Origin of the sequence: Mesobacillus maritimus (genome assembly GCF_023715205.1) — a bacterium.
GTDB lineage: Bacteria > Bacillota > Bacilli > Bacillales > Cytobacillaceae > Mesobacillus_B > Mesobacillus_B maritimus_C.
This window is the reverse complement of the sequence record NZ_JAMBNR010000004.1, coordinates 279658-293482: the sequence shown is the minus strand read 5'-3', so window position 1 is coordinate 293482 and position 13825 is coordinate 279658. Positions and strand designations below refer to the sequence as shown.

The window sequence follows — 13825 nt, the reverse complement described above, 5'->3', positions numbered from 1 at the left end:
GCTTGTCTATCGTTAAAATCGGCTTTAGGATTCTAAACAACAATCATTACGAAATCAGCCTTACTAAAATACTAATTGATGAACGAAACTAGCGTATGTGAAGTACGTCACATCTTTTGTTTTTTCGACCTATTTTTGGTGTTGGGAATTTTTCACTGGGGAAGTTTGGAATCCCCCTAGAAGCTGGGAACAAACTCGCCTATACTATAAGTAAGGATTAGAAGGAGGTTTAGCTGAATGAATTTTCGTGCGTTTGTAGTCAATAAAAAAGATGAAGGCTTTACAGCGAATATCCAACAGGTCACACTTGGTGACCTTTCTGAAGGAGATGTAACCATAAAGGTTGCTTATTCAAGCGTAAATTATAAGGATGGACTTGCTAGCATACCAAACGGAAAAATTGTCCAAACCTACCCTATGATTCCAGGAATTGATCTTGCTGGAACCATCGTAGAGTCAAAAGATAGTCGCTTTAAACCAGGACAAGAGATCATTGCCACTAGTTATGAAATTGGCGTCTCCCATACTGGCGGTTACAGTGAGTACGCTCGGATTCCTGGTGATAGGATTGTGCCTCTTCCCGATGGGCTTACTCTAGAGGAATCAATGATATTAGGAACAGCAGGTTTTACAGCGGCTCTTTCTGTACATCGTCTCGAAGAAAATGGATTAAGACCTGAAAAAGGGAAGGTGCTTGTGACTGGAGCAACTGGAGGAGTTGGCAGTATTGCAGTCGCTATGCTTGCTAAACGGGGATATCATGTAGTCGCAAGTACCGGAAAGGAATCTGAGCATTCGTATTTAACTAGCATTGGTGCAGCTGAGGTGATTTCCCGGTCTGATGTGACCGGCGATAAATTTAGACCTCTCGATAAACAATTATGGGCTGCTGCAGTTGATCCTGTTGGAGGAAGCACCTTAAGCAGCATCGTAAGTAAGCTGCAGTACAATGGATCGGTAGCGGTAAGTGGGTTAACAGGTGGAACAGATGTAGCAGCGACCGTTTTTCCTTTTATCTTGAGAGGAGTAAATGTCCTAGGGATTGATTCTGTGTTCTGTCCAATGGAGGTTAGAGCAGATTTATGGAAACGAATGGCAACCGACTTAAAGCCTAATGAACTGCTTCAATCTATAAAAAATGAAATTACGCTTGAAAACCTCCCAACTGCTTTAGCTACTATATTAAAAGGAGAAGCTCGCGGTAGAACAATTGTAAAACTATAAAAAACTCCCAAAACAAAGCGCACTTCCTAAATAAAATGGAAGAGCGCTTTGTTTTTTTCTGGATTCTCGTTTAACGACATTCTCTTTGTCATTTCCATGTCGTATTTCCCGAGAAATGAACCAATCATGTAGTTTTATTGACTAAAAGTCGAAAAACACTGTCGTCACAGTAATTAAATCGGCAATATCCTTAAAGTAATGCATAAGGGACGCAAGGTGCGGCCTGCGCTCCAAAATGCAGCAGGCAAACACTCTAGTTAATCATTTATTACTACTATTATAAGGATGAATCGCGGATTTCCGGATGACATAATTTAACACTTCCGAGAAGATTAGTCCCACGGCAATGGCTCCTGATATCATTAGTGCCTTAACACCTAGTGCTATGCCTGTATTGTAGTCATTTTCCACAAAATTCCTCATTGTATCGTATGCCAATCCACCTGGTACAAGCGGAATGACTCCCGCTACACTAAAAATAATCATCGGCATTTTATAATGCTTAGCAAATAGATGACTAATAAATGCAATAAGAAAGGATGCTGCAAGGGTCCCTAACACGGTCCCGTATCCATATGATGTTAGCAAATAGTACACAATCCAGCCTAACATACCTGATAATCCGCATTTTACTAAGGATTCTTTTGGCGCGTTGAAGATTACACCAAATGCGGCGGATGCAATGAAGCTAGTAATAAGCTGTTCCAAATAAATCATGTCCGTCCCCCAAGTATTTATTGCAATGATAAAACAACAGCAATTCCCGACCCAATTGCAAATGCAGTCAGAAACGCCTCTGCTCCTTTTGACAAGCCAGACACCAAATGACCGGCCATCAAATCTCGAACAGCATTTGTAATCAAAAGCCCTGGTACAAGCGGCATTACTGCGCCGATAATGATTTTATCTAGCTCATTTCCAATCCCAATCAATAGAAAGATTGAAGAGCAGACGCCAATAAACACGGAGGCTAGGAATTCAGCGAAAAACTTTACGGGAATAAGTCGATGAAACAAAATAAATGAATAATATCCTGCCCCACCAGCCATTAACGCTGGTATAAAGTCACCCCAACCACCGAGAAACATAATTGCAAAGCAACCGCTGGCCATTCCGGCTGCAAAAATTTGCATCCAAAGCGGATACATTAGGTCAGCTCTTTCAATTTCTTTTAATTGACGGCGCGCTTCATTTAGGTCGATCACACCGCCACTAATTCTCCGAGAAACATCATTGACTAAGGCTACTTTCTTTAAATCCGTCGTCCGCTCAGAAATCCTGACAAGTCTTGTCGTCTCAGGCTGACCATAATCTGCAGAGAACATAATTCCTGTCGGTGTCACATAGCTATGGGTTTCCTCAATTCCAAACGCCAGGGCAATTCTTCTCATTGTATCTTCAACCCGATAAGTCTCCGCTCCACTCCTTAACATAATCTTCCCTGCTAACAGACATACGTTCATGATTTCATAGATTTGATTTTGATTATTCATAATCTCCTCACTTAACATAGGAACGAAACTCCCATAATTTCTACTACTTAAAATACCAGAAACAAGCAAAAAATGATAAAAAAGAGTTTTTCTCTCTAAACAAATCCATTTTCCTTATGAATTAATCTGCGATAAACTTGTATTTCTACTCATTTCTTATTAGTATAAAGTTCTATAGAAATGTATAATGATGATAATACTTTACATTAAGTTTACTTCGTACATTTGATGTTAAAATCCTAAAACCCATTTTAACGTAGGAAAAGCTATTTTGTATGTTGTAGGTCAATTTTTAGACTCTTTTCTTAGAAAGTTGGCAGTTTACTTACACGCTTAAATGCAACTGAGTTTGGGAGAAGAGTCATACATAAAAGAACGGAAAGGTGATTCAGGTTGGAAGAAAACTCAAATTTTATTAAAACCATTATTAAGGAAGATTTGGAAACTGGGAAGCACGATAAAATTGTTACTCGGTTTCCGCCTGAACCGAACGGCTACCTTCACATTGGTCATGCAAAGTCAATTGTGATTAACTTTGGTCTAGCTGATGAGTTCAATGGGAAAACCAACCTCCGCTTTGATGATACAAACCCTTTAAAAGAGGATCAGGAATATGTTGACTCCATCAAAGAAGATGTCGCGTGGTTAGGTTATGAATGGGACGACCTTTGTTATGCATCAAACTATTTTGATGAGATGTATGATCGCGCAGTTTTTTTGATTAAAAAAGGCAAAGCATTTGTCGATGACCTTTCTGCAGATGAAATTCGTGAATACCGTGGTACACTAACTGAACCCGGAAAGGAAAGTCCATATCGCAACCGTACTGTTGAGGAAAACCTTGACCTATTTGAACGCATGCGCAAAGGTGAATTTGGGAATGGAGAAAAAGTCCTCCGTGCTAAAATTGATATGGCATCACCCAATATCAACTTACGCGATCCAGTGATTTATCGAATTTCCCATACAAGCCATCATAATACTGGTGACAAATGGTGTATTTATCCAATGTATGCTTTTGCACATCCGTTAGAAGATGCCATTGAGGGTGTCACACACTCTCTGTGTACAACTGAATTTGAAGATCAACGCCCTTTTTATAATTGGGTTGTAGCGGAATGCGAGATGAAAAACGTTCCTCAACAAATCGAGTTTGGACGTTTAAACCTCACCAATACCGTCATGAGTAAACGCAAATTAAAACAACTAGTAGAAGAGAATTATGTTGACGGCTGGGATGACCCACGACTTCCAACCATCTCTGGGTTAAGAAGACGCGGTTTTACACCAGAGGCAATCCGTGAATTTGTTGCTGCAGCAGGTGTTTCAAAAGGATATTCTACCGTTGACGCCCAAATGCTTGAACATTTTGTAAGGGAAGATTTAAAACTAAAAGCACCAAGAACTATGGGTGTTTTAAAACCATTAAAAGTAGTCATCACGAATTACCCAGAAGGACAAGTTGAATGGCTTGATGCTGAAATCAATCCTGAAAATCCTGAGATGGGCACAAGAAAGATTCCTTTCTCACGCGAAATCTATGTGGAACAAGACGACTTTATGGAAAATCCACCGAAGAAGTATTTCCGCCTCTTCCCTGGAAATGAAGTCCGCTTAAAGCATGCCTATTTCATTAAGTGTGAAGAAGTCATCAAGGACGAAGCCGGTAATGTGATTGAACTTCGTTGTACGTATGATCCTGAAACAAAGAGCGGCACTGGTTTTACTGGCCGGAAAGTGAAAGGAACCTTGCATTGGGTAGATGCAAAACATGCGATCCCAGCTGAGTTCCGCCTATATGAACCGCTCATTCTTGACGCTGATAAAGAAGAAAGCGAAGAAGAAGAGAAAACATTCCTTGATTATGTGAACAAAAACTCGCTTGAAGTTCTACAAGGATATATTGAGCCAAATATGAATGAAGCTAAGGCACAAGATAAATTCCAGTTCTTCCGTCACGGCTATTTCAATGTTGACCCTAAACATACAACAGCTGACAAACTTGTCTTTAATCGTATTGTTTCACTGAAAAGTTCTTTTAAATTATAAGACATAACTAATTCAAAAGATTAGTGTCCGGCTCTGACTTATAAAAAAGCGTTTTGCCTTTTGGGCGTGTCGTATTGATGGCGCACACTAGGCAAACGCTTTTTGTTTTTTTATTGTTATTGGTGACCTTAGAGTGATTTTTCCATTACTTTTGGTCACAAGTCAAAACTATTGGTTTCCTTTCTCTCGATTTTTTCCCCACTTAGGGCACCAATCAATCCTATTCGTTTCCTTACTCTAAGTTCTTTCCCCACTTTGGGCACTAACATACCGCGTCCCCCCCTCTGTCTAACTGTCCCCTAAAACTACGTCCATTCACCAAAAAAAGAACCATTTCCCAAATAGAAAATGGTTCTCCCAGCTAGTGTTATTGTTGCTGTTCTTTTAAAAATTCGATATTTGGTTCGATTCCAAACCACTTTTTATAAATCTCAGTGTATTTACCATTATCAAATAGAGTATTAAGAGCCGTATTAAATTCCTCTACTAGCTCGCTACCTTTAGGGAAGAGAATGCCATAAAACTCAGAGTCAAAGCTTGTATCTTCAATTACCTTTAGATTTTTATTAGGGTTGTTTTTCGCATATTCTTCAACGACGGCATTATCAGCAACCACAGCTGCTGCACCACCACTTTCCATTTCCATAATCGCTAAATTGTTATCTTCGAACTTCTTAACGTCTTTATGATTTTTACCTACTAAGGCATCCATTGCTGCTTGTCCAGTTGTTCCATTTTGTACTGCGACAATTTTACCTTTTAAGTCCTCAGCTGACTCGATCTCACTATCGTTTGGAACTAAGATTTTGTTCGTTGACTGGAAGTATGGAACTGAGAAATCAAATGTTTGTTTTCTCTCATCATTTATTGTAATAGCTGCCATCGCTAAATCTGCACGTTTACTTTCCGTTTCAACAAAGATTGGGTCCCAACCAATATGTTCAATCGTCAATTCATATCCAGCTTCTTCAGCTACTGCCTTAATTAAATCAACATCAAAACCAACAACTTCTCCTTTATCGAGATACTCCATTGGAGCATAAGTTGCATTTGTCACGACTCTTAATGTTTTCTGCTCTTCCCCTTCATTCGAACTGTTTCCCTCACTAGTGGTTTCCTCAGCAGTTCCACAAGCGGATAAAGATAGGACAATCGCCACACATAGACTTAATAAAGCCAGGATATTCTTTTTCATGTTTGTTCCCCCTTGTTTCTTAAAAATGAAAGATTCCTTCTTCCAAATATTTTAGTTTTAATAGAATAGCATTATTATAACTTGCATTGTATTATTATTCAATATGATTTATAAAAATTCTTTTTTTTGTTGCAACAACAAAAGAAGAGTCAGTTCCTAAGCACGTCTATAGTGCTTAGCAGCTGACTCCTCTTTTATGTTTATAAAATCTTACTAAGAAATGCTTGCGTTCTTTCATGTTGAGGATTTTCAAACAACTCCTTTGGTACGTTCGCCTCAACAACATAACCGCCATCCATAAAAATTACGCGGTCCCCTACTTCACGGGCAAATCCCATTTCGTGAGTTACGACAACCATTGTCATTCCTTCTTTGGCTAGTTGCTTCATGACCTCAAGTACCTCTCCAACTACTTCCGGATCTAGCGCAGAAGTTGGTTCATCAAAAAGCATAATCTTCGGTTCCATTGCTAACGCTCTAGCGATCGCAACACGCTGTTTTTGTCCTCCTGATAGTGAACTTGGGTAAGCATTTGCTTTTTCTTCTAGACCCACTTTTTTAAGTAATTCCAACCCTTTGTTGCGCGCCACTTCCGGAGATACTTTCCTCACTTTTGTAGGGGCCATCATCAAATTTTCAATAACGGTTTTATGTGGAAAAAGATTAAAATGCTGGAAAACCATCCCCACTTCTTGACGCATTTTATTGATATTATTTTTCTTATCCGTAATATCTTTTCCTTCTATATGAATATGTCCATCCGTAATCGATTCAAGGAGGTTAATGCATCTAAGTAGTGTTGATTTCCCTGAACCCGAAGGACCAATGACAACCACTACTTCTTGAGGCGCAATATTTAAGTTAATATCTTTTAGGACTTCATTATCTCCAAATGATTTTTTCAAGTTTTGAATTTGAATCATTCTGTTTTTAACCTTCTTTCAAGTCGATTTAAGAGAAAACTTAGACTGATGGTCAACACTAAATAAATCAGTGCGGCTGTTAAATAAGGCTCCCAAACTTTATAATATTGTCCGGCCATCGCTCTTCCCCAGTACATAATTTCCGGTGCTGTAATTACCGCCGCTAAAGAGGATTCTTTTATTAAAACAATAAATTCGTTTCCTAATGGCGGAATCATCCGCTTAAATGCTTGGGGTAGAATGACATTCCACATTGCTTGTACATGTGTCATTCCAAGTGAACGAGCTGCCTCCATTTGCCCTTTATCAATCGATTCAATCCCCGCACGGAAAATTTCTGCAATATAAGCTGCCGAATTTAATGAGAGGGCAATAATCGCCGCATAGATGGCATTTGTTTCACCTAAAAATAGCGGGACTACCCCGAAATGAACGAGTAAAATTTGAACAAATAATGGTGTACCACGAAAAAAAGTAATATAAAGCGTAAATGGGAAAGCAAGTAGTTTATTCTTCATCATTTTCCCTAATCCAATAAGTAAACCGAGTACCGTTCCTATTAAAATCCCTGCAATGGACAAACCAATTGTTAATAAGGTTCCCTTTAATAGGAAAGGAGCGTATTCTGCAATAATATCAAACCGAAAATCCATTCTTTTCCCTTCCCTCTATTAAAAATTACAATTTATTATATATATTAGAAGTCTTATAGATAAAAATTGCGTAACTATTAGAATCAGTTACGCAATTTTAGTCCCCCTTATTGCTGTTCCTTTAGTACCTTAATATTTGGTTCAATGCCAAACCATTCTTGATAAATCTCTGAATATGTTCCGTTATCAAGCACGGCATTAATGGCTTTATTAAATTCCTCGACCAATTCACTATCTTGAGGGAATAATAGTCCATAAAATTCTGAATCAAAAGCAGAGTCTTCTATTACCTTTAACTTTTTATCCGGGTTGTTCTTGGCATATTCTTCGACAATCATATTGTCCGCAACAACCGCATCCGCGCCGCCACTCTCCATTTCCATGATGGCCAAGTTATTGTCCTCAAACTTTTTGATATTAGGATCATTTTTTCCTATTAAAGCGTCCATTGCCATTTGACCTGTTGTTCCATTTTGGACTGCAACCTTTTTCCCTTTTAAGTTTTCTGCATTTTGAATGTCGCTACCTTCTGGAACTAAGATTTTGTTAGTAGATTGAAAGTATGGTACCGAAAAGGCATAGGATTGCTTACGCTCTTCTGTAATTGTAATAGAGGAAATAGCAATATCTGCCCGTTTGCTTTCAATTTCCACAAAGATTGGGTCCCATCCAACATGCTCTACCTCAAGTTCGTAGCCAGCTTCTTCAGCTACCGCTTTAATAAAGTCAATGTCAAAACCTACGACTTCACCCTTATCTTGAAATTCCATTGGTGCATAGGCTGCATCTGTAACAACTCTTAATTTTTTGGGGGCCTCTGCTTCAGATTGACCTTCCTCCTGACTACTGCTGGTCTCTTCTGCCGTCGTCCCACAAGCTGCTAAGAAAGCCATTAACAATAAGACAATTCCCCAGATCGCCTTCCGAGTTGTTTTCATTCTCTATTCCCCCTTTTTATTTAAAAAATATATGCTGTTCCCCTTTAAAAATACTTATGCTTATATTATTTAAATCTATTATAACGACTGTTGTATCTTTATGCAATTACACATTTTATAGTTTCTTGCACTTAAACCATTAAAATATACGTATATATCATATAAATGTCTTTATAATACATAAACAATAACTTATTTTTATACAGTTATCAGTTGTGGAAAAAATTTTTTCTCACAATCTCCTTCACTTCCTTTATCTACATCCGCTATTTTTTATAAAATTGTGCTACTATTAGAGGCGAAATGCTATCAATTTAGTTACATTAAATAGGCTATTCATCAGAATGACAGGAGCTTGGTTTACTCATGCGGAAAAAGAAGCTGTTTATCATATTTACGATTATTAGCGTAGGCTGGATTTTTGGAACAAACTTCTTAGTGGAGTCGTTTGCTCCACCACATTTTGCTAGACAAATCGAACAGACAAAAGAATTGTTGTACGTCCTTATTACAGGATTATTCTTTTATTTTTATATTCTAAAATCAGAGGAATTGAATGTAAGTAAAGAAGAAGAACGAAGATTATCAACCTTAATTAATTCGATGGTCGATGTCGTCATCTTTAAAGATGGTGAGGGGCGCTGGATTGAAGCTAATGAGTTCGGCCTTAAGACTTTTAAACTTGAAGATGTTGATTATCGTGGAAAAACTGATGCCGATCTCGCTGAATACACTCCTTTCTACCGTGACGCTTTACTAGGATGTATCGCAACAGACGAAGAAACTTGGAATAAGAGGGAAATTACTAGGGTAGAAGAAAATATCCCGTCTCCAGATGGAACAATTCAAACATTTGATACCATTAAAGTACCACTCTTTCACGCTGACGGCAGTCGAAAAGGATTCGTACTCATCGGCCGAGACATTACGGAAAGAAAGCATGTAAAAAAACTCCTTGAAGAAAGTGAACAACGCTATCGTTCATTGTTTGACTATAATCCCGATATTGTTTATATGATTGATTTAAAAGGACACTTTGCCAACTTAAATCCTCAATTTGAGGAAACTACAGGGTATAAGGCCGAAGAAATCATTGGACAAAATGTTGGTCATTTTCTTGCTAAGCAGGACCAGGAAGAACTTCGGAATATCTTTTATAGAGTTGTTGACGAACAAAAACCCGAGAAATTCGAACTTCAAATTCATCATAAACAAGGGCATTTGATTACACTTCAATGCGCTTCTGTTCCGATGATTATTAACGGAGAGGTATCCGGGATTATTGGATACGGTAGAGACATTACCCAAATTAGAGAAACAGAAAAACGCCTTAGAAGAACGGAAAAACTATCGGTAGTTGGAGAGCTCTCAGCAAGTGTTGCCCATGAAATACGCAACCCCCTTACTTCCCTAAAAGGGTTTGTACAATTGTTAAAAATGGAAGATGAAAAACATCATCTCTATTACCGAATTATGTTGGATGAACTAGACAGAATCAATCATATTGTTAGTGAATTGCTACTACTTGCTAAGCCTCAAAAAATGAAATATAAGAAAGCAAGCATTGAAAATATCTTAAATGATGTTATATCATTGCTGAAACCTGAGGCTAGTCTCCATAACATTCAAATAGAGTTCGAAGCTCCTGGTCATCAGGTAGAAATTGAATGTGAACCAAATCAACTCAAGCAGTTGTTTATCAATATCATTAAAAATGCAATTGAAGCATCTAACATTGGGGATACTGTCTCCATTTCATTAAATCATGTTGACCAAGATGTCTCCATTGTGATACAGGACAAAGGGTGTGGGATTTCAAAGGAACGGTTAAAACGAATTGGAGAACCATTTTATTCTTCAAAGGAAAAAGGAACTGGCTTAGGTTTAACTGTCTCATTTAAAATTGTTCAATCACACAATGGAAAAATTCAATTTAACAGTGAAGCACAACAAGGAACGGTCGTAACCATCGACTTACCAGTTGAAAACAATCATTCAAATACCGGTACCGAACCTGCTTCCGTGGAATAAATAAAAGGACCTGTCTTACATAATAGACAGGTCCTTTCGCCTTAATCTTCATCCTTTACATCAATATCTTCCGGAATCGGTTCACTTAAATGCTCTTCTAACAATCGTTTGTACTTCTCAACTTGTTGCAAATGGGTATTAAACTGTTCTTTATAAATCATATACTGCTCTCCATCAAAAATAGCTCTGATTCTTTTTTGCTGAATTAGTTTCTCAACCTGCTTCACTGGAATGTCTAAATATTCAGCTGTCTCGTCTATACTCAAGTACATCTACGGTCACCCTTTCACAATTTACCACTTCTACCCTTTGGTTAAGTCATCCACTAGTTTTTCAGCTGTTCGTCTATACAAATTACTCATACTCACTAATGAAGCAATAAGAAGGACTGTTTGAAGATACTCACCATCTTTTTCTCCAGAATCGACTTCCTCTACTGCATCTGCCACTTTTTCTTTTAAGTTTATTTTATAATCTTCGGTGTTTTTTTCAAATAGGTTCAGATAGCTCTGATAGAATTCCTCTAAATCAAAGTCATCACTGACTACTTTTTCATTTAAACCATTTAGAACCCCTTTTATTTCTGTGATAGAGAGGGCTCCTTTCAACTGATAAATCAATGAAATAAGCATGATATGATCATTTGTATATTTTTTGTTTTTCACCGGAAAAAATAATTTTCCCTTTGCATAATTATTAATCATTGTTTTCGTTAATATTTTCTCTTCTTCAGTCCGCTTTGAATCAGCAAAGGTCTTCTCAAATAATTGAATAACCTGATCCATATATAAATCGATACTAGGAATATTCTCAATCAAAATATTCTGCTTCGAATCTAAACCATTAACAAGTTCTTCCCATTCTTTCATTTGCGCTCTCACCTTTTCAAGTTCTTAACTTCATTATAACGATAACCTTTAGATAGGTAAATGTTGACCACATGATGAAACAAGGATATAATTACATGTAGTTATCAAAACTACATGTAATAGTTTGGAGTGTTTTAAAAATGAACCAACTTATTAGAGAACCCATTAACGGCTTTACACATCTAGCTGGTGCAATCCTTTCTTTTATCGGTTTACTCGCTATGGTGATAAAAGCTGCATCTGTTACAACCTCTCCTAAAACCCTTACTGCAGTGATTCTATTTGGATTAAGTATGATTTTACTTTATAGTGCATCAGCGACCTATCATTTGGTCATTGCCCGCGAGAGCATTATTCACTTTTTCCGACGTCTTGATCACTCAATGATTTTCGTCCTTATCGCTGGGACTTATGCTCCATTTTGCTTAATTACACTTAGCGGATTAACCGGTTCCTTATTATTCTCAGTTATAATGGCGCTTGCACTGGCTGGAGTTACCTTTAAAATGGTATGGTTCGAGTGCCCACGCTGGCTCTCAACTAGCTTATATATTGCCATGGGCTGGTTGATTGTTTTCGCTGTTGTACCTCTAACAAAAAACCTTCCAGAAACTGGGCTTTGGTTACTAATCCTAGGTGGGGTTTTATATACCGTTGGTGGTGTCATTTATGCGACCAAACCAAAATTCTTAGAGCTCAAACATATGGGATTCCACGAAATCTTTCACATTTTCATCCTCCTAGGCAGCCTAGCTCATTTTTGCAGTGTTTATTTCTTCGTCTTATAAAGGTCCTTCGCGTTTAAGCCCTAAATTAGTAGGGCTTTTTTTGTTCGAAAAAAGTACGTTAGGAAACGTCACAACCTCCATGACAGAAAAATTGGATTCCATTACTCTATAAATACATTTGCATGAAACAAACTGAATTTGTATATGGTTGAGGTGAACACTATAAATGAAACGCACAAAAGAAACTCAAATAGCACTGCAAATCATTGCCTTAGATCTAAAACGGGATCAATTATACGAGGAATTATTAAAAACATTGGGGTGGAAAGCCCATGCGTTCCTTCGATTCGTACAAAATAACCACTCATCGGAAGGAGAATCCCATCATGAGTACTAACCAAAACATGAAATCAATCACAATCGTTCCCCTCTATAAAGGGCCCTTATTTATCAGAGCAGACGAAAGGAGTGACTGTCATGTCCAAACAGCTGCGACAAGGTATGGAAAAGGCAAAACAGCATTACATTGAAAAAATCATCCGACTAGGTTCATCATCCTACTCCCATCAAGAACTAAAAAGCTTTTCTATTAGTGATTTACAAGAAATTCTCAAACAAAATCGGAATCATTAAACACACAAGTGATTTATCCTGCTATGCAGGATATTTTTTTAGGTTTAATTTACAATCTATTTTACGGGAGAGAAGGTTTTTCTAATAAATGTTGGCATTATGTCGAATCATGGTAGCCGTTCCCCCGTCTCTTCATCACAACAAGCACTATAAGTTATAGAAAAAAGGCAAAAAAAATACACAAATATCCTCTTCCTCGATAGATTTGTGCAGAAGATTTACTTTCTTATATTGAAATGAGCATTTAATTGCCCCTTAATCATTTCATTTCTTACACTCTCTTTCTTCTTTCTTTCTTTTATTAACTCTTGCTTAATTTCGGCAGTTTGTACGCCTTCTTCTCTCCTTTCCGCTATTGTCATTAACGTATCCACATCGGCAAACGAGTACTTCCTCCCACCTCTCTCTGTTCTTCCCGGAGATAACAAACCTCGTTCCTCATAATATCGAATTTTGCGGAGCGATAGGCCTGTTAGTTCACTAACGATACCAATTGATATGACTTTTTTGTCTTTATACGATGTCATAACTCCCTCCCTCTTTAAAGATATATCGTTACTGTTGATTATCGATATTTTATTCTTTTCCACAACACAATTGGGAGAAGACCTAACAATCATTTTTCAATTCAGGACTTTTGGTACAGATTAACTTTTTAAATATTTCAACTTTTCCCTTTTTTAGTTTTTCTTTATGTGAGATAATATTACATATTTTTAAAATCCTTTAAGAGAAGGTGATATGGATGGCTCAAGAGTCCTATAAGGATAAAAAAGTAATAACCATTGGAATTGTTCGTGAACTTACTGGCTTATCAGAAAGACAAATTCGTTATTACGAAGAGCGAAAACTCATTTTTCCAGAACGCACTGCTGGTGGAAGCAGGAAATATTCTTTTTCAGATATTGAATTGTTAATGGACATCGCTGAAAAGATTGAAGACGGCGTTCAAACATACGAAATAAGACAAGAGATGATCAAAGATAAGAAAAAAGCCGAAGAAGCCAGACTACGTAAAAAAATGATTCAAGGGCAGCTTAATGCTCAGTTTGGAGTACGTAAAATTTAATTCTTACCTAAACGTTTCAC

The 13825-nt window shown here is 37.6% G+C and carries 16 protein-coding genes; 7 read left to right on the top strand and 9 right to left on the bottom strand.

Annotated elements, in window-relative coordinates; translation table 11 throughout:
• Positions 1-237 precede the first annotated feature (237 nt).
• Entirely contained in the window at positions 238-1224 is a 987-nt protein-coding gene (locus tag M3182_RS07795; RefSeq protein ID WP_251557582.1) for an NADPH:quinone oxidoreductase family protein, read from the top strand.
• Positions 1225-1485: 261 nt separating this feature from the next.
• Here M3182_RS07795 and M3182_RS07790 read toward each other — a convergent pair whose 3' ends face one another.
• Both M3182_RS07790 and M3182_RS07785 read right to left on the bottom strand, forming a co-directional pair.
• Entirely contained in the window at positions 1486-1941 is a 456-nt protein-coding gene (locus M3182_RS07790) for a threonine/serine exporter family protein (protein ID WP_251429045.1), read from the bottom strand.
• Positions 1942-1958: 17 nt separating this feature from the next.
• Positions 1959-2735 carry a threonine/serine exporter family protein gene (locus M3182_RS07785; protein ID WP_432806691.1) on the bottom strand — a complete coding sequence of 259 codons (777 nt, stop codon included), beginning with the start codon at positions 2733-2735 and terminating at the stop codon, positions 1959-1961.
• Between the two features lie 375 nt (positions 2736-3110).
• On the opposite strand from M3182_RS07785, the gene M3182_RS07780 reads away from it, so the two are divergent.
• Positions 3111-4766 carry a glutamine--tRNA ligase/YqeY domain fusion protein gene (locus M3182_RS07780; protein WP_251557581.1) on the top strand — a complete coding sequence of 552 codons (1656 nt, stop codon included), beginning with the start codon at positions 3111-3113 and terminating at the stop codon, positions 4764-4766.
• Between the two features lie 367 nt (positions 4767-5133).
• On the opposite strand, the gene M3182_RS07775 is transcribed toward M3182_RS07780, so the two are convergent.
• From M3182_RS07775 to M3182_RS07760, 4 genes are all read right to left on the bottom strand, one after another.
• The gene (locus M3182_RS07775; protein WP_251557580.1) at positions 5134-5961 is read right to left on the bottom strand and encodes a basic amino acid ABC transporter substrate-binding protein; all 828 of its coding nucleotides are present in this window, start codon (positions 5959-5961) and stop codon (positions 5134-5136) included.
• A gap of 200 nt (positions 5962-6161) precedes the next feature.
• A complete protein-coding gene (locus M3182_RS07770; protein ID WP_251557579.1) occupies positions 6162-6884 on the bottom strand; it encodes an amino acid ABC transporter ATP-binding protein in 723 nt (240 codons plus the stop codon).
• Positions 6881-7537 (bottom strand): amino acid ABC transporter permease, encoded by a 657-nt coding sequence (locus M3182_RS07765; RefSeq protein ID WP_251429009.1) that lies wholly within the window; start codon positions 7535-7537, stop codon positions 6881-6883. The genes M3182_RS07770 and M3182_RS07765 overlap by 4 nt, the downstream gene beginning before the upstream one ends.
• A 107-nt stretch (positions 7538-7644) precedes the next feature.
• Complete coding sequence (locus M3182_RS07760) at positions 7645-8475, bottom strand: basic amino acid ABC transporter substrate-binding protein (RefSeq protein ID WP_251429007.1); 831 nt, start codon at positions 8473-8475, stop codon at positions 7645-7647.
• Between the two features lie 366 nt (positions 8476-8841).
• On the opposite strand from M3182_RS07760, the gene M3182_RS07755 reads away from it, so the two are divergent.
• Positions 8842-10506: a PAS domain-containing sensor histidine kinase gene (locus tag M3182_RS07755; RefSeq protein ID WP_251429004.1), complete on the top strand. Its 1665-nt coding sequence runs from the start codon at positions 8842-8844 to the stop codon at positions 10504-10506.
• A 41-nt stretch (positions 10507-10547) separates the two neighbouring features.
• Here M3182_RS07755 and M3182_RS07750 read toward each other — a convergent pair whose 3' ends face one another.
• A complete protein-coding gene (locus M3182_RS07750; protein WP_251429001.1) occupies positions 10548-10778 on the bottom strand; it encodes an excisionase family DNA-binding protein in 231 nt (76 codons plus the stop codon).
• Between the two features lie 30 nt (positions 10779-10808).
• Positions 10809-11375, bottom strand: coding sequence for a DUF1836 domain-containing protein (locus M3182_RS07745; RefSeq protein ID WP_251428998.1), 567 nt, complete (start codon positions 11373-11375; stop codon positions 10809-10811).
• A gap of 140 nt (positions 11376-11515) precedes the next feature.
• Between M3182_RS07745 and trhA the strand changes: the two genes are divergently transcribed.
• The 3 genes from trhA (at position 11516) to M3182_RS07730 (ending at position 12736) form a co-directional block, all read left to right on the top strand.
• Positions 11516-12163: a PAQR family membrane homeostasis protein TrhA gene (gene trhA / locus M3182_RS07740; RefSeq protein WP_251557578.1), complete on the top strand. Its 648-nt coding sequence runs from the start codon at positions 11516-11518 to the stop codon at positions 12161-12163.
• Positions 12164-12329: 166 nt separating this feature from the next.
• A complete protein-coding gene (locus M3182_RS07735; protein WP_251428992.1) occupies positions 12330-12500 on the top strand; it encodes a hypothetical protein in 171 nt (56 codons plus the stop codon).
• An 80-nt stretch (positions 12501-12580) separates the two neighbouring features.
• A complete protein-coding gene (locus M3182_RS07730; protein WP_251428989.1) occupies positions 12581-12736 on the top strand; it encodes a hypothetical protein in 156 nt (51 codons plus the stop codon).
• A 218-nt stretch (positions 12737-12954) separates the two neighbouring features.
• Here M3182_RS07730 and M3182_RS07725 read toward each other — a convergent pair whose 3' ends face one another.
• Positions 12955-13263, bottom strand: coding sequence for a MerR family transcriptional regulator (locus tag M3182_RS07725; protein WP_251428985.1), 309 nt, complete (start codon positions 13261-13263; stop codon positions 12955-12957).
• A 218-nt stretch (positions 13264-13481) separates the two neighbouring features.
• Between M3182_RS07725 and M3182_RS07720 the strand changes: the two genes are divergently transcribed.
• Positions 13482-13805: a MerR family transcriptional regulator gene (locus tag M3182_RS07720; protein ID WP_251428983.1), complete on the top strand. Its 324-nt coding sequence runs from the start codon at positions 13482-13484 to the stop codon at positions 13803-13805.
• Positions 13806-13825: the final 20 nt, after the last annotated feature.

What these genes read in the sequence shown, in the direction of transcription:
- M3182_RS07795 (WP_251557582.1), top strand. Translation starts at nt 238, where the DNA reads ATGAATTTTCGTGCGTTTGTAGTCAATAAAAAAGATGAAGGCTTTACA.
- M3182_RS07790 (WP_251429045.1), bottom strand. Translation starts at nt 1,941, where the DNA reads ATGATTTATTTGGAACAGCTTATTACTAGCTTCATTGCATCCGCCGCA.
- M3182_RS07785 (WP_432806691.1), bottom strand. Translation starts at nt 2,735, where the DNA reads ATGTTAAGTGAGGAGATTATGAATAATCAAAATCAAATCTATGAAATC.
- M3182_RS07775 (WP_251557580.1), bottom strand. Translation starts at nt 5,961, where the DNA reads ATGAAAAAGAATATCCTGGCTTTATTAAGTCTATGTGTGGCGATTGTC.
- M3182_RS07770 (WP_251557579.1), bottom strand. Translation starts at nt 6,884, where the DNA reads ATGATTCAAATTCAAAACTTGAAAAAATCATTTGGAGATAATGAAGTC.
- M3182_RS07765 (WP_251429009.1), bottom strand. Translation starts at nt 7,537, where the DNA reads ATGGATTTTCGGTTTGATATTATTGCAGAATACGCTCCTTTCCTATTA.
- M3182_RS07760 (WP_251429007.1), bottom strand. Translation starts at nt 8,475, where the DNA reads ATGAAAACAACTCGGAAGGCGATCTGGGGAATTGTCTTATTGTTAATG.
- M3182_RS07755 (WP_251429004.1), top strand. Translation starts at nt 8,842, where the DNA reads ATGCGGAAAAAGAAGCTGTTTATCATATTTACGATTATTAGCGTAGGC.
- M3182_RS07750 (WP_251429001.1), bottom strand. Translation starts at nt 10,778, where the DNA reads ATGTACTTGAGTATAGACGAGACAGCTGAATATTTAGACATTCCAGTG.
- M3182_RS07745 (WP_251428998.1), bottom strand. Translation starts at nt 11,375, where the DNA reads ATGAAAGAATGGGAAGAACTTGTTAATGGTTTAGATTCGAAGCAGAAT.
- trhA (WP_251557578.1), top strand. Translation starts at nt 11,516, where the DNA reads ATGAACCAACTTATTAGAGAACCCATTAACGGCTTTACACATCTAGCT.
- M3182_RS07735 (WP_251428992.1), top strand. Translation starts at nt 12,330, where the DNA reads ATGAAACGCACAAAAGAAACTCAAATAGCACTGCAAATCATTGCCTTA.
- M3182_RS07730 (WP_251428989.1), top strand. Translation starts at nt 12,581, where the DNA reads ATGTCCAAACAGCTGCGACAAGGTATGGAAAAGGCAAAACAGCATTAC.
- M3182_RS07725 (WP_251428985.1), bottom strand. Translation starts at nt 13,263, where the DNA reads ATGACATCGTATAAAGACAAAAAAGTCATATCAATTGGTATCGTTAGT.
- M3182_RS07720 (WP_251428983.1), top strand. Translation starts at nt 13,482, where the DNA reads ATGGCTCAAGAGTCCTATAAGGATAAAAAAGTAATAACCATTGGAATT.